This window comes from Afipia massiliensis, from assembly GCF_001006325.2.
Classification (GTDB): Bacteria; Pseudomonadota; Alphaproteobacteria; order Rhizobiales; family Xanthobacteraceae; genus Afipia; species Afipia massiliensis_A.
This window is the reverse complement of record NZ_LBIA02000001.1, coordinates 997,674-1,017,209: the sequence shown is the minus strand read 5'-3', so window position 1 is coordinate 1,017,209 and position 19,536 is coordinate 997,674. Positions and strand designations below refer to the sequence as shown.

Here is a 19,536-nt window from a genome sequence, read left to right as displayed (position 1 = left end):
TTGCCAAATTCTACATCCGATGCCTGCCGTGGATCGATAGACAAATTCGCGATTTTGCCTTACATAATTCGGTATAAAGTGAAGAATTATGGAAAAATGAGCGAAATAGACAAAATTGACCGGAAAATACTCGATATTCTTCAGGCCGACGGCCGGATCGCCAATGTCGAACTGGCGGAGCGCATCGGCCTGTCGCCGACATCCATCGGCGAGCGCCTGAAACGGCTGCAGCGCGACGGTTTCATCGAGGGCTACGGCGCACGGCTCAATCCGCACCGGCTGGGTTTGGGCCTTCTGGTGTTCGTGGAGGTGCTGCTCGACAAGACCACAGCGGACGTCTTTGAGCGTTTTGCCGAAGCGGTGAGGCTCGCGCCGGAAGTGCTGGAATGTCACATGGTGGCCGGCGGTTTCGATTATCTCGTCAAGGCGCGTGTCGCCGACATGACGGCGTATCGCCGGTTCCTCGGCGAGACATTGCTGGCCCTACCGGGTGTGCGTGAGACGCGAACCTATGCCGTCATGGAGGAAGTCAAGCGCGACGCGCCGTTGCCGGTGTGATCGGCTGTTCACATGAATGTTGAGCGGCCAGCTTGGCGGGCTGTTGATCGTGCGCGAAATCCGCCATAGTTCTGCGAAGCTGGCTTTTCAGGATCGCGCGTTGTTCCATCTCCCTTTCAGGTTCCGCAGCGTTGCAACAGCGGCGGTTGCGTTCGGAGTTGCGCTTGCGGCGCAGCCCGCATCCGCCATGCAGCTTACGCCGCAGCAGAGCGAACTCTACACATCGGTGTCGACCAGTCCGCCTACGGCGCAGACCATGACGGTCTGCTACGGCTTTGTGTGCCGTCGCCGCATCGAGCTTGATTTCACCGCGGCAGACCGCAAGGCGCTGGTCCAGATCATCGTGGCGGGCAAGGCCTCCGCGATCGCCGAGCGCGCCGCGATCCAGAAGGCGGTGATGTGGTTCGACCGCAAGGTGGGCCCGACCCTCGGTACCACCACGCGCATCGCCCGCGCCGATATCCGCAGCGGAGCGGATGCGAAGAATTTCGATTGCTGGGATTCGACCCGCAACGTGTCGAGCCTGCTGCTGGTGCTGCAGGAATGGGGCCTGCTGAAGCACCACACCGTCGGCAATCCGCGCTATCGCGGCAACATCCTGGCGATGCAACTGCCACACAACACCGCGGTGATTGTTGAAAAGCAAAGCCGGATGGAGTGGGCCGTCGACATGTGGACGACACGCTACCTCCAGCCGCCCGATGTCATGCTCGTGGAGCAGTGGCTGAAGGAAGAGTGAGGCTCGTCTATGGGGCCTGCTTGCTCCGACGGGAATCTCTTGCCGTCATTGCGAGGAGCGCAGCGACGAAGCAATCCAGTCCTTTTGTGTAGCTCTGGATTGCTTCGCTTCGCTCGCAATGACGAGTGAGAGTTCACGCCTGCGCGGGTGTCTTCTTCACCTTCGCCCAGTACTTGTCGCGCAGATGACGCTTCACCAACTTGCCGGTGGGCGTGCGCGGCAGTTCGGCTTCGAAATCCACGCTCTTCGGGCATTTGATCGGCGACAGATGCTTGCGGCAGAACAAAATCAGTTCGGCTTCAAGTTCCTTGCCGGCGCGTGACATATCGTGTGGCTGGACGACAGCCTTGACCTCTTCGCCCATTTCCTCGTTCGGAACGCCGAACACCGCGACGTCCGCCACCGCAGGATGCGAAATCATCACGTCCTCGGTTTCCTGCGGGTAGATATTCACCCCGCCGGAAATGATCATGTAGGCCTTGCGGTCGGTGAGATAGAGAAAGCCGTCGTTGTCGAGATAACCGACATCGCCGAGGGTCGACCAGCCGCGGTCGTTGTAGGCACGCTGCGTCTTGTCGGTGTCGTTGTGATAAGCGAATTGAGGGCCGCCGGCGAAATACACTGTGCCGGTTTCGCCGACTGGCAGTTCGTGTCCATCGTCGTCGAGAATCTTGAGTTCGCCGACGACGGCGCGACCGACGGTGCCGCGATGTGCGAGCCAGTCTTTCGAGGTGGAGACGGTGACGCCGTTGCCCTCAGAGCCTGCGTAATACTCGATCAGCACTGGCCCCCACCAGTCGATCATCTTCGCCTTGACGTCGGCGGGGCAGGGCGCGGCGGCATGCACCGCGCCTTTCAGCGTCGAAGTGTCGTATTTGGTGCGCACATCGTCCGGCAGCTTGAGCATGCGCACGAACATGGTGGGCACCAGTTGCGATTGTGTCACCTTGTGCTTTTCGACCAGCGCTAAGAATTCCTCGGCGTCGAACGACTCCATGACGATCGAGGTGCCGCCGAGCGCGCCGCACATCATGTTGAATCTTAACGGAGCCGCGTGATAGAGCGGCGCGGGCGACAGATACACGCTGGTCTCGTTCATGCCGCACATGGTCGAGCAGAGCAGTTTGAGCAGCGGATTAGGCACCAGGATGGACGGTTCGGTGAGCGGGCGCTTGATGCCTTTGGGTCGCCCGGTGGTCCCGGATGAATACAGCATGTCGTAGCCGGCGGATTCGTCGGCGATGGGCGTCGCGGGCTGCGCCGCGAGCGCGTCGTCCCATGACTTGAACCCGCCCTGAGCCGCGCCGGTGATGAAGAAATGCGGCGCGCCCGGTGCGTCGCTGAGCAGCGGCGCGATCGAATCGATGCATTTCGGCGAGGTGATCACGACCTGCGCGCCGCAATCCTTGACGATGTAGGCGATCTCGTCGGCGGTGAGATAGCGGCTGATGGCCGTGTAATAGAGTCCGCTGCGCTGCGCCGCCCAGCAGATCTCCATGAAGGCGATGGTGTTTTCCATCAGCAGCGCGATGTGATCGCCCTGCTTCAGGCCGAGCGAACGGAACAGATGCGCGCCCTGATTGGAGCGGCGGTCGAGATCGCGGTAGGTGATGGCGTCGCCGTTGCCGGCCATCTGGTAGGCGATCTTGTCGGGTGTCGACTGGGCGTGAATCGAAGGATGAGACATAGAACTCCCTGGGCGTTTCCTCGGTGTTGCGATGCTCCGGCGGCTTGTGCCGCTCGTTGGGTGAGCTTTGAAAAGTCCGGCGCGGCGGTTGATGGACCGCCGGCACAAAAAAGGGCGGGTGATGAACCCGCCCTTTCAAAAGCCTTTTGTTACAGCCGTTCGATGATGGTGACGTTGGCCATGCCGCCGCCTTCGCACATGGTCTGGAGACCGTAGCGCTTGTTGCGCTGCTTCAGTGCGTTGACCAGCGTCGTCATCAGCTTGGTGCCGGAGCCGCCGAGCGGATGGCCGAGCGCGATCGCGCCGCCATTGACGTTGAGCCGCGACGGGTCGGCGCCGGTGTCCTTGAGCCATGCCGTCGGGACCGAGGCGAAGGCTTCGTTGACCTCGAACAGATCGATATCGTCGATCTTCATGCCGGCCTTCTTCAGCGCGCGGTGGGTCGCGGGCAGCGGCGCTTCCAGCATGATAATGGGATCGCCGCCGATCATGGTCATGTGATGAATGCGCGCCAGCGGCGCGATGCCGAGCGCCTTCAGGCCCTTCTCGTTGACGATCATGACGCCTGACGCGCCGTCGCAGATCTGGCTGGCGCTGGCGGCGGTGAGCTTGCCGTTCTCGGCAATCGTCTTGACGCCGCGGATGCCGTCGATGGTTGCATCGAAGCGAATGCCTTCGTCGATGTTGTGGGTGTCGGTCGAACCATCGGCGCGGGTGATCTTGAGCGGAACGATTTCATCCTTGAACGCGCCGGCCTGTGTGGCCGCGATCGCCTTCTGGTGGCTCTGATAGGAATACTGATCGAGTTCTTCCTTCGCGAGGCCGTACTTCTCCGCCATCATTTCGGCGCCGGTGAACTGGCTGAACTGGATGTTCGGATATTTCGCCTGGATGTTCGGGCTGTAGTAGTTGCCGAAGCCGTTTTTGGCGGCGAGCGTGGCGGGAAGCCCCATCGGCACGCGGGTCATGCCTTCGACGCCGGCGGCGATCACGATGTCCATCGAGCCGGCCATCACCGCTTGTGCTGCGAAGTGCAGTGCCTGCTGCGACGAGCCGCACTGACGGTCGACCGAGGTGCCGGGCACGCTTTCCGGAAGCTTCGAGGCCATCACGGCGTTGCGGGCGACGTTGTTCGACTGTTCGCCGGCCTGCATGACGCAGCCCATAATAACGTCTTCGACCTGGGCGGGATCGACGCCGGTGCGATCGACCAGCGAATCCAGTACCGAGGCTGCGAGATCGACCGGATGCCAGCCTGCGAGGCGGCCTCCCTTGCGTCCCCCTGCGGTCCGGGCGGCGGCGACGATATAGGCTTCAGCCATGGCGGTGCTCCCTGTTGGCTTGTTTTCAGTTGGGCGCGATAAAAGCACGACGCGAGATTTAGTCAATCGGTCAATTAACTCTTGAGCGCGGCCCGATCATCAGGTTAGCTGGAGGCTCACAATGTCCTCGAGACCGCGCATGTCACCGACCTTGACCGCCAAAGCGCCGCGCCGGCCGCCATCGAAGCAGGTTCCCGACAAGGACACCGCGCCGATGAACGCGACCGCTGCGAAATTGCTGGTGGCCGCGGGCGATCTCATGATCGAGCGGAACTCGACCGAGGTGTCGCTGAGCGAAATCGCGCAGAAGTCAGGCGTGAACGCCGCGCTGGTGAAGTATCACTTCGGCAACAAGGATGGTCTGCTGCTGGCGCTGCTGGCGCGCGATGCCGCTTCGGAAATGGCCAATCTGGCCTTCGTGCTCGATCAGCCGATTTCGCCGACGGAAAAGATGCGGCGGCATATCGCCGGCATCATCAACGCCTATTACCGCGTGCCGTATCTGAGCCGGCTGATTCATCTGCTGCTGCATCAGGGCAGCGAGGAGACGTCGAAGGAAGTCCATCGCTTTTTCATCAACCCGCTGTTCGATTTCGTGCGCGGGCTGCTCGAACAGGGCGTTGAGGCGGGTGAATTCCGCAAGGTCGATCCGGCGCTGTTCTACATCAGCCTCAACGGCGCGTGCGACAACCTGTTCTACGGCCGCCAGATGAATGCGCGGTTCCTCGGATCGAAAGGCATTACCGACGAGGTGCGGCGCCAGTATATCGGCCACATGACGACGCTGTTTCTCGGCGGATTGCTGACCGACAAGGCTGCCATGCCGTCGGACACGGAGAGACCGTCCACCGCCAAGACATGATAAGACAAGGCCACATCAAATAAGCAGCGCGTCTGAATTTCTGCCAAGCCGGATCCGGCGCGCAACAAGAAGACTTGAGTTCGGGAGAGAAACACAATGAAGGATCGTTCGGCGGCAACAGGTCCGCTGCGTGGCGTGCGCGTGGTTGAATTCGCTGGCATCGGACCGGGGCCGTTCGCCTCGATGCTGCTATCCGACATGGGTGCGGACGTTGTGTCGATCGCGCGGCCCGGACAGGGCAAGCGCGATGTGCGGGATTTCGTCAATCGCGGCCGCCGCGTCATCGAGCTCGATCTGAAGAATCCGGCTCACATTACTCAAGCGCTCGATCTGATTGGCGCGGCGGACGTGCTGATCGAAGGTTTCCGGCCGCAGGTGATGGAGCGCCTCGGCCTCGGGCCGGACGTCGTGCTCAAGCGCAATCCGAAACTGGTCTATGGCCGCATGACCGGCTGGGGTCAGGAAGGTCCGCTGGCGCAGGCGGCGGGCCACGACATCAACTACATCGCCATCACCGGCGCGCTGGATTCATTCCGCGCCGCCAACGGTGAAACCGTCTCGCCGCTGAATCTTGTGGGGGATTACGGCGGCGGCGCGCTGTATCTCGTCGTTGGCGTCCTCGCCGGCGTGATCGAGGCGCGCGCCTCGGGCAAGGGTCAGGTGGTGGATGCCGCGATGTGCGACGGCGTCTCGAGCATGCTGACCATGTTCCACAGCATGAAGGCGACCGGGCGCTGGACCGATCAGCCGCGCACCAATCTGCTCGATGGCGGCGCGCCGTTCTATCGCACCTACGAGTGCAAGGACGGTGGCTTCATGGCGATCGGCGCGCTGGAGCCGCAGTTCTATGCGGAGTTGCGCAAGCTCGCCGGGCTCGATGAGGATTGTTACGACGCGCAGATGGATCGCAAGGGCTGGCCGCACCTGCATGAGAAAATGACCGCGCTGTTCAAGAGCAAGACGCGCGATGAATGGGCGGCGATTCTGGAAGGATCGGATGCCTGTGCCGCCGCCGTGCGCGGACTGTTCGATGCGCCGTCACATCCGCATCTCGCCGCGCGTCAGACCTTCCTCAATGTCGATGGCCATGTGCAGCCGGCGCCCGCGCCGCGCTTCTCGCGCACGCCATCGAACATTCAGGGATCGCCGGCCGTGCCGCCGGTCGATGCCGCCGAAATCCTTTCGCAGTGGTCGCAGACGGCCACCGCGAAAGCGTCCTGAAGTCTTTACGACTTAACAATCCGTCATCTAAGGAAAACGACTTATGCAGCTCAAGGATGTTTCAGTACTCATCACCGGCGGCGGCTCAGGCTTGGGCGCGGCAACCGCACGCGCGATGGCCGCGAAGGGCGCGAAGGTCGCCGTCATCGACATGAACAAGGAAGGCGCCGAGAAGGTCGCCGCCGAAATCAAGGGGCTCGCGCTGGTCGGCGACGTGTCGGAAGAAGCACCGGTCAAGGAAGCCATCGCGAAGGCTGAAGCCGCGCACGGCACCATCCGCGTGCTGGTGAACTGCGCCGGCATCGGCGGTGCGGTGAAGACCGTCGGCAAGAACGGTGCCTATCCGCTCGATCATTTCTCGCGCATCATCAAGGTCAACCTGATCGGCTCGTTCAACTGCATCCGGCTCGTCGCCGAGCGCATGCAGACCGCACCACCGATTGGCGAAGAGCGCGGCGTGTGCATCAACACCGCCAGCGTCGCTGCCTTTGACGGCCAGATCGGCCAGGCGGCGTATTCGGCGTCGAAGGGTGGCATCGTCGGACTGACGCTGCCGGTGGCGCGCGATCTTGCTTCGCTCAACATCCGCGTCATGACCATCGCGCCCGGCCTGTTCCTGACGCCGCTTCTGATGGGCCTGTCGGAAGAAGCGCAGAAGAGCCTCGGCGCGCAGGTGCCGCATCCGGCGCGTCTCGGCGATCCGAGCGAGTATGCCCAGCTGGCGGTTGCAATTGTCGAGAACCCGATGCTGAACGGCGAAACGATCCGCCTCGATGGCGCGATCCGCATGGCGCCCCGGTAGCGCCATGACTGCAACGCCTCTGCTTGTCGAGCATGCCGACGGTGTGGACTGGGTGACCCTCAATCGCCCGGACAGCCTGAACGCGCTCGACGATCAGTTGGTCGATGCACTGAGTCAGTACTTCGGCGATCTGGCGCGCAGCAAGCGCACCCGGATCGTCGTGCTGAAAGGCGCGGGCCGGGCGTTCTGCGCCGGCCTCGATCTCAAGGAGGCGATGAGCCGGCGTCCGCCCGGTGCGCCGCCGGCCAGCGTCGCCGATGCGCTCGATCACCAGCGCTCGATCGCCGACATCGTGATGCTGATGCGGCGTTGTCCGCAGCCGATCATAGCGTTGGTGCAGGGCGCGGCGTCGGGCGGCGGTTTCGCGTTGGCGCTTGCGGCCGACATCCGCATCGCTGCGAAGTCGGCGCGGATGAACTGCGCATTCATTCGTCTGGGTCTTGGCGGCTGCGATATCGGCACCAGCTATTTCCTGCCGCGCCTTGTCGGCGTGTCGGTGGCGTCGGAACTGATTCTGACCGGACGCTTCATCCATGCGGATCGTGCGCATGCCGTTGGCCTTGTGTCCGAAGTCGTCGACGACAGCGAGCTTGATGCGGCGGCTGCGCCCTACATTGAATCCATGCTGGCGGCGTCGCCGCTCGGCCTGCGGCTCTCCAAGGGGTGCCTCAACATGAGCGTCGATGCGTCGTCCATCGAGGCCGTGATCGCGATGGAAGACCGCAATCAGGTGCTGACGTCGCGGTCCGAGGATTTCAAGGAAGGCGTGCGCGCCTTTCTGGAGAAGAGGAAGCCGATTTATCGCAATATGTAGTTGCGAACGAACAAACAGAAGGCCTCACAAGAGGCCACGTTCAAGGGAGAAGCGAAGTGAACGCGGAGACGGCAGCAGTGCTAACGAAGCCCGCATTCCGGAAGATCGACTGGCTGCCGCGTGACATCGCGGTGGAGCGTCGGGCCGATGGCGTGATCGTTCTGAAGTCCCGCATTCCGCTCGATCCGTATGAACCCCACATTCCGGCCTCGCTGGCGAAATGGGCGGCGGAGCGCCCCGATCATATCTGGCTGGCGCAGCGCCGTGGTCCCGAGCGGCAGTGGTTCAAGGTGTCTTACGGCGCGGCGAAGCGCACCGTCGATGCGCTGACGCAGGCACTACTCAACATGAATATCCCGGATGGGCGTCCGGTGGCGATCCTGAGCGGCAATTCCATCGAGCATGCGCTGATGACGCAGGCGGCGATGCAGGCGCGGGTTCCGGTGGCGCCGGTGTCGCCGGCGTATTCGCTGATGAGTCAGGATCACGCCAAGCTGAAATTCCTGTTCGGCCTGGTGAAGCCGGCTGTGGTGATGGTGCAGGATGGCGCGGTGTTCGAGAAAGCGCTCGCCGCACTCGATCTCACCGGCATCACGGTGATCCATGTCGATCGCGCGGCCGCCAGCATCAAGAGCGCGGCCTATGCCGATCTCGCGGCGACGCCGGTGACGCCAGCGGTCGCGGCGTCGATTGCGCAGATCACGCCGGATACCGTCGGCAAGCTGCTGTTCACCTCGGGCTCGACCGGCATGCCCAAGGCCGTTATCAACACCCAGAAGATGATGTGCGCCAATGCCCGCATGATGATGCAGGTGCGGCCGCGCCCGGATGACGCGCCGGACGGAATCTATCTCGACTGGATGCCGTGGAATCACACCATGGGCGGCAATGCGCTGTTCAATGTGGCGCTGACCGAAGGCGGCACGCTCTATATCGATGACGGCCGTCCGGTGCCGGGTCAGTTCGAGGAAACCCTGCGCAACCTGCGCGAGATTTCGCCGACCTATTACGCCAACGTTCCGGCGGGCTACGCGGCGCTGGCGGCGGTGATGGAAAAGGACGATGCGCTGTGCCGCTCGTTCTTCAAGAACCTTGGACTGGTCGCTTACGGCGGCGCGCGGTTGCCGGACGATCTCTATGACCGGATCCAGGCGCTGGCGATCCGCACCACCGGCGAGCGCTTTGTGTTTTACACCGGCTGGGGATCGACCGAGACCGCGCCGACCTCCACCGGCACTTATTGGGACACCGAGCGCGTCGGCCTGATCGGATTGCCGTTTCCCGGCGTCGAGCTCAAGCTGGTTCCGGCAGGGCCGAAATACGAACTGCGCCTGCGCGGCGTCAATGTCACGCCCGGCTATTTTGGGCGCCCCGATCTCACCGAAGCCGCATTCGATGACGAAGGTTTCTATTGCATCGGCGATGCCGGTGTATTCGTCGATCCGGAAGACCCCAAGCAGGGCCTGATCTTCTCCGGCCGCGTGGTTGAGGACTTCAAGCTGACGACCGGCACCTTTGTTCAGGTCGGCTCGCTGCGCACCGATGCGATCGCCGCGGCATCGCCGGTGGTGCAGGATGCACTGGTTGCAGGACAAGACCGTCCGTTTATCGGTCTCTTGGTGTGGCCCAATCTCGACGCCTGCCGCCGCCTGATCGGCGACATGGACGCATCGATGGACACGGTGGTGAATCATCCCAAGGTTTGCGCGCATCTGCGCGACGGTCTGCTGGCCCACAACAAGGCCAGCGGCGGATCGAGCAGCCTCAGAATTGCGCGCGCGATGCTGATGACGGAGCCGCCGTCCATCGACGGCAATGAACTCACCGACAAGGGCTACATCAACCAGCGGGCGGGGCTTGAGCGCCGCGCCGCGCTTGTCGAACAGCTTTATGCAGACCAGCCGGGACCGGACGTCATCGTTCTCGGATAACTTTCACGTTCACAACACGAGTCAAAACCAGATGAACTTTGAATTCTCGGAAGACCAGAAGCAATTGCGCGATCAGGCGCGGCGCTACCTCACTGAGCAATCGCCGCCGAAAGCGGTACGCGCCGTGCTGGAAGGAAACGCGCCCTACGACAAGGCGCTGTGGAAGGGTCTCGCAGAGATGGGCTTCCTCGGCGTTGCGATCCCGGAGGAATTCGGGGGCGCGGGCGCGGGACATCTCGAACTGTGCGTGATCGCCGAGGAAATCGGCCGCGCGCTGGCGCCGGTGCCGTTCTCGTCGACGATCTATCTCGCGGCGGAAGCGATCATGCTCGCCGGCAGCGATGCGCAGAAAGCGAAGTGGCTGCCGAAGATCGCCTCGGGCGAAGCCATTGGCACACTGGCGCTGTTCGAGGGCGTCGGCAATCCGTCGCACAAGGCAATCAAGGTCAGCGCGTCGCAGGGCGCGGTGTCCGGCACCAAGACGCCGGTGGCGGACGGCGCGATTGCGAATTTCGCCATCGTCGCGGCGCGCACTGGCTCGACCGGACGCGAAGCCGACATCGGTCTGTTCATCGTCGATCTGACCGGAGATGGCGTGACGCGCAAGCCTCTCGCCAACCTCGATCAGGCGCACGGCCAGGCTGAGATCACGTTCGATCGCGCCAAGGCGGAGCCGCTCGGTAACACTGCCGAAGGCTGGAACATTCTGACCCGCGTGCTCGACCGCGCAGCGGTGCTGATGGCGTTCGAGCAGGTCGGCGGTGCCGATCGCGCGTTGGAGATGGGCCGCGACTACGCGCTCGACCGCGTCGCGTTCGGCCGGCCGATCGGGTCGTTCCAGGCGGTGAAGCATATTCTCGCCGACATGTACGTCTCGGCAACGCTGGCGCGCTCCAATTGCTACTACGGCGCGTGGGCGCTTTCGACCGATGCCGGCGAATTGCCGGAAGCGGCGGCGACCGCCCGCATCAGCGCGACGCAGGCGTTCCAGCATTGTTCGAAGAACAACATTCAGGTGCATGGCGGCATGGGCTTCACCTGGGAGTTCGACTGCCATCTGTATTACCGGCGCGCCAACGTGCTCGCGCTGTCGCTCGGAAGCCTGACCTACTGGGAAAACCAGTTGATCGACCGCATGCGCTTCCGCAACGCTTCTTAAGAAGGATCATTCACATGAATTTCGATGACACCCCGCAGGAAGCCGCGTTCCGCGCTGAAGCCCGTGCCTGGATTCAGGCCAACGCGCCGAAGGAATTCGAAGCTGAGTTGTCGCAGCCGACCGTCGGCCGCATCAAGCTGAAAAATCGTGACATCCTGGAAGAATCCAAGAAGTGGCAAACGAAGAAGGCTGCCGCCGGCTGGGCCTGTCTGCACTGGCCGAAGGAATTCGGCGGCCGCGGCGCGACGCCGATCGAACGCGTGATCTGGCAGCAGGAGGAAGGTTTCTACGGCAAGCTTGAGGGCGTCTTTCTGATCGGGCAGGGCATGTGCGGGCCGACCATGATGGCGTTCGGCAGTGATGCCGATAAAAAGAAATATCTGCCGCCGCTCGCCTCCGGTGAACACGTCTGGTGCCAGCTGTTCTCCGAGCCGTCAGCAGGCTCCGACGTCGCCGGCCTGCGCACCCGCGCGGAAAAGAAGGGCGACGACTGGATCATCAACGGCCAGAAGGTCTGGACCACCGGCGCGCATTTCTCCGATTACGGCATCGTCATCACGCGCACCGATCCGACCCAGCCCAAGCACAAGGGCCTGACGATGTTCTGGCTCGACATGAAATCGCCGGGCGTCGTGGTCAAGCCGATCAAGCAGGCCAACGGCCAGTCGGAGTTCAACGAGGTGTATTTCACCGACGTGAAGATTCCGGACTCGCAGCGCCTCGGCAAGGTCGGTGACGGCTGGAACGTGTCGCTCACCACGCTGATGAACGAGCGCATGTCGATCGGCGCGCGGCAATCGACCGGCTTCCCGGAGCTGTTCGCATTCTGCAACGACCTGATGCTCGAAGACGGTCCGGCTATCGACGACAAGAACGTGCGCTCGAAGCTCGCAGGCTGGGCGGTCAAGGCCAGCGGTCTCAAGTACACCAGCTATCGTTCGATCTCGGCGCTGTCGCGCGGCGAGCGGCCGGGTCCGGAAAATTCCATCGGCAAGCTCGTGGCCGGCACGATGCTGCAGGACATTGCGATGTTCGCGATGGATCTTCAGGGCGCGTCCGGCGCGCTGACCGATGCGGACAGCCCGTCGATCGCCGGCCAGTTCCAGTCGATCCTGCTGCGCTCGCCGTCGGATCGCATAGCAGGTGGTACCGACGAAATCCTGCGCAACATCATCGCGGAGCGCGTGCTAGGCTTGCCGGGTGACATCCGCGTCGACAAGGATGTCCCCTTCAACGCGATTCCGACCAAAGGGCGCTGAGAGCCATGCTTGCCCAACCCGACAGCCGCGACATCGACGTCGTGGAGAAGCTCCTGGCCGCGCGGTATTCCTGCCGCGCGTTCAAACCGGAGGCTGTGCCGCGCGCGACCATCGAACGCGTGCTGGCTGCTGCACAGAAAACCGCGTCATGGTGCAACAGCCAGCCGTGGCAGGTGACGATCTTCTCCGGCGATGCGGTGAGGGCTTTCGGCGAGGCGATGTACAGGGCGGCGAGCGAACGCGCGCCGCCGGTGACGGATTTTCCGTTTCCGCGCGAATACCAGGGCGTCTATCTCGATCGCCGCCGCGAAAGCGGTTTCCAGCTCTACAACGCGCTCGGCATCCAGCGCGGCGACAAGGCGGCATACAACAAGCAGATGCTGGAGAACTTCCGCTTCTTCGGCGCGCCGCATGTGGCGATCATCACCAGTGATGAGGCGCTTGGCATCTACGGCGCGATCGATTGCGGCGGCTATGTCGGCAACTTCATGCTCGCGGCGCAGGCTGCGGGTCTTGCGACCATTCCGCAGGCGGCGCTGGCCGGACACGCCGACGTGGTGCGCAAGCATCTCGGCGTCGGCGAGGACCGCCGCGTGGTTTGCGGCATTTCGTTCGGCTATCCCGATACGGCGCATCTCGCCAACAGCTATCGCACCAACCGCGCGAGCATTCCGGAGGCGGTGACCTTTATCGGCGAATAAGTTCGCTAGAAGGAAGTTGCGATGGCCGACATGAAGGCGACCGAAGACGCGGCGGCGGCCGAGCAGGTCCGCCGCGTCGTCACACGTTACGCGACGGCCTGGGCCGCGGGTGATTTTCCGACGATCCGTGACTGCTACCACGAGCAATTCACGCTCTATTATGCAGGCAACAATCCACTGTCGGGCGTGCACAGGGGCAAGGCTGCATGCCTCGCCGTGCTGGAAGAATTCCGCAAGCGCACCCGCCGCAAGCTGATCAGTGTCGATCACATCATGGCCGGTCCGGAGCGCGGTGCGGTTTTGGCCAGCGAGCAATTCAGCCATGACGGCAAGACCACGGACGTGCAGCGGCTGCTTGTGTATACGATCCGCGAGGACCGGCTGCATGAGTGCTGGGTCTACGATCAGGATCAGGCCCTGATCGATCAATTGCTGTCGCAAGGAGCGCCATGACCGAACAGGCGCTCGCAAAGAAGTTCGTCGATGTGTTCGGCCACCGCATGGCCTATCACGAGCGCGGCGAGGGCGCGCCGATCTTGTTCCTGCACGGCAATCCGACCTCGTCCTACCTCTGGCGCGATGTCATTCCCGAACTTGAAGGTCAGGGCCGCCTGATCGCGCCCGATCTGATCGGCATGGGCGATTCCGGCAAGCTGCCGGATGTGAAGCCCGACACCTATCGCTTCACCACCCACCGCGATCATCTGTGGGCTTTCATCGATGCCGTGATCGGACCGAACGAAAAAGTCCTGCTGGTGATTCACGACTGGGGCTCGGCGCTCGGTTTCGACTGGGCCAACCAGCACCGCGACCGTGCGCGCGGCATCGTCTACATGGAAGGCATCGTCCGTCCGGTCGCCGGCTGGGACGAGTGGAGCGAGGCGGCGACGCCGGTGTTCCTGGGCTTCCGCTCCGACAAGGGCGAGCAGATGATCCTCGACCGCAACCTGTTCATTGAGCGGGTGCTGCCGGGATCGGTGCTGCGCAAGCTGTCGGACGCCGAGATGACGGAATATCGCAAGCCGTTCCTCAATCGCGAGGACCGCTGGCCGACGCTGACCTGGCCGCGCCAGATTCCCATTGGCGGTGAACCCGCCGATGTGGTCGCCATCGTCGATGCTTACGCCAAGTGGATGGCGCAGAACGATATCCCGAAGTTGTTCGTCAACGCCGAGCCCGGCGCGATCCTGATCGGCCAGGTGCGTGAGTTCTGCCGCGGCTGGAACAACCAGACCGAGGTGACCGTTCCCGGCAGCCATTTCGTTCAGGAAGATTCCGGGCCGGCCATCGGCCGCGCCATCGCAGGCTGGATCAAGGACAAGCGCGTCTAGGGCTTCGAACGATGCCTCCCTGTCTGCCTTTGCCGAATCATCGGTTGATTCGCGCGTCGTCTGCCCGGTTCCATCTCTCTAACATTCAATGAACACCGCGGACGAACCGGGGCGCGTGGTTAACCTTGCGTTAGGAATTTGCATTGCATCTTCCAAAAACGAATGGCGCATGATTTTTCCGCCAAGCCGTCCATACTGGCGGATCATGTGCTGGGGAGATATCCAATGTTGTCCAGCCGCGAAGCCTTTGAGAACGATGTCTGCCCGGTGGGCGACGAAATGCTCGGAAGCCTGTACCGAGCGAGCGAACATGGCCTTCCTCAGCTTGTGGAATCGGTATCGTCGGACGTCAGAGCCATGCTGGCGCTGTTCTGCTACAAGCGCGCGCATCTGCACGGCATGAGCCTCGCGATCGCCGCGACCTGCACAGAGCGCGATCTGGTGGAGCAGGGCGGCATCGTCGGGTCGACGCTGTTCGCGATGTCGCGGGAAGCGCCGTCAGCGACACCCTCCGCATCTGCCTACGGCAGCCGCCGCAACATCACCCTGTCGACCAAGCCGCTCAGCACGTTCGCCCCGATCGCCGATGACCTCGACGACGACAGCGAACTCGCGGCGATGCCGGCATAAGCCGCCGCGATTTTGCCGGAACGTGCGCTAGATATCATAGTAGAGATGAAACTCGTGCGGATGGGGGCGAAGCCGGATGGCATCGACCTCTTTCTTTCGTTTGTAATCGAGCCAGGTTTCGATCACGTCGCGGGTAAATACATCGCCGCGCAGCAGGAACGCGTGATCGCGTTCGAGTGCATCAAGCGCCTGATCCAGCGATCCGGGCGTCGATTTCACCTCCTTTGCTTCGGCAGGCGGCAGATCATAAAGATTCTTGTCGATCGGTCTGCCCGGATCGATGCGCTTCTCAACGCCGTCGAGGCCGGCCATCAGCATCGCGGCGAAGGCGAGATAGGGATTGCACGAGGGGTCCGGCGAACGGAACTCGACGCGTTTCGCCCGCGGGTTCGGCGAATACATCGGAATTCGGCAGCACGCCGAGCGGTTACGCTGGGAGTAGACCAGGTTGATGGGCGCTTCGTACCCCGGCACCAGGCGCCGGTAGGAATTCGTGGTCGGGGCGCAAAGTCCGCATAAAGCCCAGGCGTGCGTCAGAAGCCCGCCGATGTAGTAGCGGCCAAGCTCGCTCAACTCGGCGTAGTCCGCCTTGCCGTAAAACAGATTGGTCTCGCCCTTCCACAAACTTTGATGCACATGCATTCCGGAGGCGTTGTCCTCGAACAGCGGTTTGGGCATGAACGTCGCCGTCATGCCGTGCTGGTGCGCGGTGTTCTTGACCACGTACTTGTAGATCATCAGGTTGTCGGCCATGCGGGTGAGCGTCGTGAAGCGCATGTCGATTTCGTTTTGGCCGCCGGTCGCAACTTCATGGTGATGGGCTTCGATCGCGATCCCCAGCGACTCCATCGTCAGCACCATTTCGGTGCGGAGAGCCTGCATGCTGTCGGTCGGCGGAACCGGAAAGTATCCCTCTTTCGGGCGTGGCTTGTGGCCCAGATTCGGCGCTTCCTTCTTGCCGGTGTTCCAGCTGCCTTCGCTGGAATCGATTTCGTGGAAGGCGTAGTTGATGCCTTGTCCATAACGCACGTCGTTGAAGACGAAGAACTCCGCCTCCGGGCCGAAATAGCTCGTGTCGGCGGTGCCGCTACCCTTCAGGTATATCTCGGCCTTCTGGGCGATATAGCGCGGGTCGCGACTATAGGATTGACCGGTTACCGGGTCCCGGATGTTGCAGATCAGGACGAGCGTCGTTGCCGGAGTGAAAGGGTCGATGAAGGCGGTCGTCGGGTCGGGCACGACCAGCATGTCGCTTTCCTGAATCTCCTGGAAGCCGCGGATCGATGAGCCATCGAATCCGATGCCCTCACTGAGGGCATCGGCACTCACCGCGCTCGGCGGGATGGAAAAATGCTGCCAGACCCCCGGCAAATCAGTGAACCGCAGATCGATCATCTGGACCTTCTGGTCCTTGATCGTCTTGAGGGTATCTTCAGCTGTTGCGCGTTTCGGAACCATGGCTTCACTCCTGCAGCTGAGAGTGATTCCTTGTAAATCACGCTGCCGTCCGCTGTTGGACGACCGCGCGACCGTGATCCATGCAGGATGCTTCGCGACACGCTCCGCCGCGCTGACTTCGATCCGGCGTCGCAAAGTCTGCGTTCAGAAAATCCGTTACCTGCGAGCCGACAGCTTCAGCTCTGGTGCGGCCCGCGCATCATTTTCAGCGCGTCCTCGACATGCCGCCAGTCCTTTGCCAGCTCAAGCTTGCCTTCCGCCTCGCACTCGGTTGCCCTTTGCGCGGCCTCCGCAATCGCCCGCGGACCATGCGCCTCCATTAGTTGCCGCGCATAGTTGTGGATTTCGATTTCTCGCATGGCGTCATGCTCCTCTTGCTCAGGGGCTGAACGGATTGACGCCTGAAGGGAACATTAGTTCCCGACTATTCAGGGCCAGCCGAACCCGCCGCGAGTTCCGGCAGCCCGAACCGCCGCCGGGCCATCCCGCATTCCGGATCGCCCGGCATGCAGGTGCGGCACACCTCGGGCCGCACCGCGTAAACCCCGCAGGCGGTCGAGATCCCGACCTTGCCGGTGAGCGCCGTGCAGCGGTCGCCGTCGCAGCGCATCCCGGACAGCCGGTCATTGACGAACTTTTCGGGAATGAGATCGAGCGCGTCGTCGTCTTCCACCGTGAAGCGCGGCCAGTTGCTCGAATAAGAGCAGCAGGCGCCGCAGCTTTGGCAGGGATTATCGGTTGCGATCATGACATCAGCGCTCGCGCACGTTGTTGAGCGAAAAGCTCTGCATCCACTTTGCCCGCAACGCGGCCCGCCGCTCGGGGTATTTCTCGTCGAGGAACAGGGCTTCTGTCATGCGGTCGATCCGGAAGCTGCGAAAGTCCTTTCGCAGCTCGCACCACGCCGCCAGCATCCGGACGGTTTCGAGATAGCCGACCGCGATCGGCCAGACCGTGCGTTCAGTGTCGCGGCCCTGTTCGTCGCGGTAGTGCAGCAGGATTTTCTTGCTGGCATAGATATGCGCGCGCAATTGCGTCATATCGATGCTCTCCGGCGGCAGGTCCCATTTCGGCGGCGTCCCACTGGCGGGTTCGAGCGCCAGCGGCTGCAACCGTTCCGGGACGGTGTCGACGATCTTGGCGATCAGGTCCTGTGCCGCCTTCGCCAGCACCGGGTCGGCCCGGCCCGCCACCCACTGCGCGCCCAGCACCGCCGCCTCGATCTCGTCGGGCGTCAGCATCAGGGGCGGCATGTCGAAACCCTTTTCCAGCACATAGCCGGTGCCGGCCTCGCCCCGGATCGGGACGCGCTGGCCGATCAGGGTAGCGATGTCGCGGTAAATTGTGCGCTTGGAGGTTTCCAGCTCCCTGGCGATGGCCTCGGCGGTCAGCGGCTTGCGGGTGCGCCGGAGCACCTGGATAATCTGGAACAGCCGGTCGGCGCGCCTCATTCGCGGTCTCTTAGCCTTGGCCAGGGGCCGGTTTGCTGCTGACAGTATGGTGGCAGCAGGGGGTATCTACAAACACGCATCTTTTCAACGCGCAAAGGATGCTCCCATGATCACCCTGTACGGCTTTGGCCCCGGCTTCGGCCTCCCCGAAATCAGCGCTTACGTCACCAAGACCGAGGTTCAGCTCAAGATGGCGGGCCTCGCCTATGTCAAGCAGCAAGCGATGCCGGACCATTCGCCGAAGGGGCAGTTGCCCTATATCGACGACGGCGACGCGCGGGTGGCCGATTCCACCTTCATCCGCCTGCATCTCGAAAAGACTCATGGCTTCGATCTCGATGCCGCGCTCGACGAGCGTCAGCGGGCGGAAGCCTGGGCGATCGAGCGGATGATCGAAAATCATTTCAACTGGGCGTCAGGCTATGCGCGCTGGTTGATCCCTGAGAATTTCGCGAAGGGACCGGCACATTTCTTCGACGGAGCGCCCGAGAATATTCGCGATGCATTGCGCGAGGATGTCCGCGGCCGGGTCGCGGACACCATGCGGATCGCGGGGCTGGCCCGCCATACGCCGGAGGAAATCACCGAGCTCGGCGTGCGCTCGCTGTCCGCACTGTCGATGCTGCTCGGCTGGAAGCCCTATCTGATGGGCGAACGTCCCAGCGGCGTGGACGCGACGGCTTTCGCCGCGCTGGCCGGCCTGCTGACGCCGTTCTTCGATTCACCGCTGCGTCAGCACGCACTGGAGTTCTCCAATCTCGTTGCTTACGTCGATCGCATGATGGCGCGCTACTATCCGGAGCATGCGTGGCAGCGCGAGGAAGCGGTGGCAGCGTAGCAACATGATGCAATGTTCGCCGTCATTGCGAGGAGCACTTGCGACGAAGCAATCCAGTTCCTTCTGTATCGCTGCTTAAAGGCCTGGATTGCTTCGCTTCGCTCGCAATGACGGGTTTCAACCCGTTGTCGTCCGCTGCTTCAACTGCGCCACTTCCGCCTCAAGCTCGGCGATGCGCTCGTCGCGTGCGGCTACCGCAGCCGCGACATCGGCGGCGTCGAACTTCATCGGGATGTGCTGCGGGCAATTGCTGTCCCACGCGGCAATCTTGAACAGGATCGCCTGTTCAGGCTTGGCCTTGTAATCCTTCGGCATCAGCGCGTCGGTCAGCGCCGGATCGTCCTCGACCACCCGCGCTTCACCCCAGATCTTGATCCGGCGCCGGTTCACATAGTCGATCAGGAAAATGTATGCCTTCGGATTCTCGCTGAGATTGCCTTGCGTGACGTATTGCCGGTTTCCCTTGTAGTCCGCGAAGGCCAGTGTGGTCTTGTCGAGAATCTTGATGAAGCCCGCCGGCCCGCCGCGGTGCTGGATATAGGGCTGTCCGTCGGCGTTCGCGGTTGCCAGGAAGAAACTGGTCTGCTCGCCGATGAAAGCGGCAAGGGACCCGTCGATTTCGGTGCGAAAGCCGCCACGGTCTTCTTCCATGTGAGCATAGCCACCGCGTGAACCCTTGCGGGCCTGAATGGCTTTCACGGCGGGTGTAAAGGCGACGTCGCTGGAATAGGTGGGGGCGGTTGTCATGGCGGACCTCCGTGTCCGGTCGGCAG

21 protein-coding genes are annotated in these 19,536 nt (G+C 62.6%); 14 read left to right on the top strand and 7 right to left on the bottom strand.

Annotation, left to right across the window (positions count from 1 at the left end):
• Nucleotides 1-96: 96 nt before the first annotated feature.
• Both YH63_RS04755 and YH63_RS04750 read left to right on the top strand, forming a co-directional pair.
• Nucleotides 97-558: an Lrp/AsnC ligand binding domain-containing protein gene (locus YH63_RS04755; protein WP_046828597.1), complete on the top strand. Its 462-nt coding sequence runs from the start codon at nt 97-99 to the stop codon at nt 556-558.
• A 16-nt stretch (nt 559-574) separates the two neighbouring features.
• The gene (locus YH63_RS04750; RefSeq protein WP_246658011.1) at nt 575-1,297 is read left to right on the top strand and encodes a hypothetical protein; all 723 of its coding nucleotides are present in this window, start codon (nt 575-577) and stop codon (nt 1,295-1,297) included.
• Nucleotides 1,298-1,430: 133 nt separating this feature from the next.
• On the opposite strand, the gene YH63_RS04745 is transcribed toward YH63_RS04750, so the two are convergent.
• Both YH63_RS04745 and YH63_RS04740 read right to left on the bottom strand, forming a co-directional pair.
• Nucleotides 1,431-2,984 carry an acyl-CoA synthetase gene (locus tag YH63_RS04745; RefSeq protein ID WP_046828598.1) on the bottom strand — a complete coding sequence of 518 codons (1,554 nt, stop codon included), beginning with the start codon at nt 2,982-2,984 and terminating at the stop codon, nt 1,431-1,433.
• A gap of 149 nt (nt 2,985-3,133) precedes the next feature.
• Nucleotides 3,134-4,306, bottom strand: coding sequence for an acetyl-CoA C-acetyltransferase (locus tag YH63_RS04740; RefSeq protein ID WP_046828599.1), 1,173 nt, complete (start codon nt 4,304-4,306; stop codon nt 3,134-3,136).
• 139 nt (nt 4,307-4,445) lie between these two features.
• Between YH63_RS04740 and YH63_RS04735 the strand changes: the two genes are divergently transcribed.
• From YH63_RS04735 to YH63_RS04685, 11 genes are all read left to right on the top strand, one after another.
• A complete protein-coding gene (locus YH63_RS04735; RefSeq protein ID WP_137325114.1) occupies nt 4,446-5,168 on the top strand; it encodes a TetR family transcriptional regulator in 723 nt (240 codons plus the stop codon).
• A gap of 96 nt (nt 5,169-5,264) precedes the next feature.
• Complete coding sequence (locus YH63_RS04730) at nt 5,265-6,389, top strand: CaiB/BaiF CoA transferase family protein (RefSeq protein ID WP_046828600.1); 1,125 nt, start codon at nt 5,265-5,267, stop codon at nt 6,387-6,389.
• A 43-nt stretch (nt 6,390-6,432) separates the two neighbouring features.
• Nucleotides 6,433-7,191 carry an SDR family NAD(P)-dependent oxidoreductase gene (locus YH63_RS04725; protein ID WP_137325113.1) on the top strand — a complete coding sequence of 253 codons (759 nt, stop codon included), beginning with the start codon at nt 6,433-6,435 and terminating at the stop codon, nt 7,189-7,191.
• A 4-nt stretch (nt 7,192-7,195) separates the two neighbouring features.
• The gene (locus YH63_RS04720; protein WP_046828602.1) at nt 7,196-8,005 is read left to right on the top strand and encodes an enoyl-CoA hydratase/isomerase family protein; all 810 of its coding nucleotides are present in this window, start codon (nt 7,196-7,198) and stop codon (nt 8,003-8,005) included.
• 56 nt (nt 8,006-8,061) lie between these two features.
• Nucleotides 8,062-9,936: an AMP-binding protein gene (locus YH63_RS04715; protein ID WP_046828603.1), complete on the top strand. Its 1,875-nt coding sequence runs from the start codon at nt 8,062-8,064 to the stop codon at nt 9,934-9,936.
• Nucleotides 9,937-9,967: 31 nt separating this feature from the next.
• Nucleotides 9,968-11,095, top strand: coding sequence for an acyl-CoA dehydrogenase family protein (locus YH63_RS04710; protein ID WP_046828604.1), 1,128 nt, complete (start codon nt 9,968-9,970; stop codon nt 11,093-11,095).
• 14 nt (nt 11,096-11,109) lie between these two features.
• Nucleotides 11,110-12,354 (top strand): acyl-CoA dehydrogenase, encoded by a 1,245-nt coding sequence (locus YH63_RS04705; RefSeq protein WP_046828605.1) that lies wholly within the window; start codon nt 11,110-11,112, stop codon nt 12,352-12,354.
• 5 nt (nt 12,355-12,359) lie between these two features.
• Nucleotides 12,360-13,055 (top strand): nitroreductase, encoded by a 696-nt coding sequence (locus tag YH63_RS04700; protein ID WP_046828606.1) that lies wholly within the window; start codon nt 12,360-12,362, stop codon nt 13,053-13,055.
• A gap of 21 nt (nt 13,056-13,076) precedes the next feature.
• On the top strand, nt 13,077-13,508 hold the full coding sequence (locus tag YH63_RS04695; protein ID WP_046828607.1) for a nuclear transport factor 2 family protein: 432 nt from the start codon (nt 13,077-13,079) through the stop codon (nt 13,506-13,508).
• The gene (locus tag YH63_RS04690) at nt 13,505-14,386 is read left to right on the top strand and encodes a haloalkane dehalogenase (RefSeq protein WP_046828608.1); all 882 of its coding nucleotides are present in this window, start codon (nt 13,505-13,507) and stop codon (nt 14,384-14,386) included. The genes YH63_RS04695 and YH63_RS04690 overlap by 4 nt, the downstream gene beginning before the upstream one ends.
• Before the next feature lie 225 nt (nt 14,387-14,611).
• A complete protein-coding gene (locus YH63_RS04685) occupies nt 14,612-15,016 on the top strand; it encodes a hypothetical protein (RefSeq protein ID WP_046829755.1) in 405 nt (134 codons plus the stop codon).
• Nucleotides 15,017-15,043: 27 nt separating this feature from the next.
• Here the strand turns inward: YH63_RS04685 and glnA are convergent, their stop codons facing one another.
• From glnA to YH63_RS04665, 4 genes are all read right to left on the bottom strand, one after another.
• Nucleotides 15,044-16,474 carry a type I glutamate--ammonia ligase gene (gene glnA / locus YH63_RS04680; RefSeq protein WP_046828609.1) on the bottom strand — a complete coding sequence of 477 codons (1,431 nt, stop codon included), beginning with the start codon at nt 16,472-16,474 and terminating at the stop codon, nt 15,044-15,046.
• Between the two features lie 176 nt (nt 16,475-16,650).
• Nucleotides 16,651-16,833: a hypothetical protein gene (locus YH63_RS04675; protein ID WP_046828610.1), complete on the bottom strand. Its 183-nt coding sequence runs from the start codon at nt 16,831-16,833 to the stop codon at nt 16,651-16,653.
• 65 nt (nt 16,834-16,898) lie between these two features.
• Complete coding sequence (locus YH63_RS04670) at nt 16,899-17,222, bottom strand: YkgJ family cysteine cluster protein (protein ID WP_046828611.1); 324 nt, start codon at nt 17,220-17,222, stop codon at nt 16,899-16,901.
• Between the two features lie 4 nt (nt 17,223-17,226).
• The gene (locus tag YH63_RS04665) at nt 17,227-17,925 is read right to left on the bottom strand and encodes a helix-turn-helix transcriptional regulator (protein WP_046828612.1); all 699 of its coding nucleotides are present in this window, start codon (nt 17,923-17,925) and stop codon (nt 17,227-17,229) included.
• 106 nt (nt 17,926-18,031) lie between these two features.
• On the opposite strand from YH63_RS04665, the gene YH63_RS04660 reads away from it, so the two are divergent.
• Entirely contained in the window at nt 18,032-18,763 is a 732-nt protein-coding gene (locus YH63_RS04660) for a glutathione S-transferase family protein (RefSeq protein WP_046828613.1), read from the top strand.
• 117 nt (nt 18,764-18,880) lie between these two features.
• On the opposite strand, the gene YH63_RS04655 is transcribed toward YH63_RS04660, so the two are convergent.
• On the bottom strand, nt 18,881-19,510 hold the full coding sequence (locus tag YH63_RS04655) for a pyridoxamine 5'-phosphate oxidase family protein (RefSeq protein ID WP_046828614.1): 630 nt from the start codon (nt 19,508-19,510) through the stop codon (nt 18,881-18,883).
• Nucleotides 19,511-19,536 lie beyond the last annotated feature (26 nt).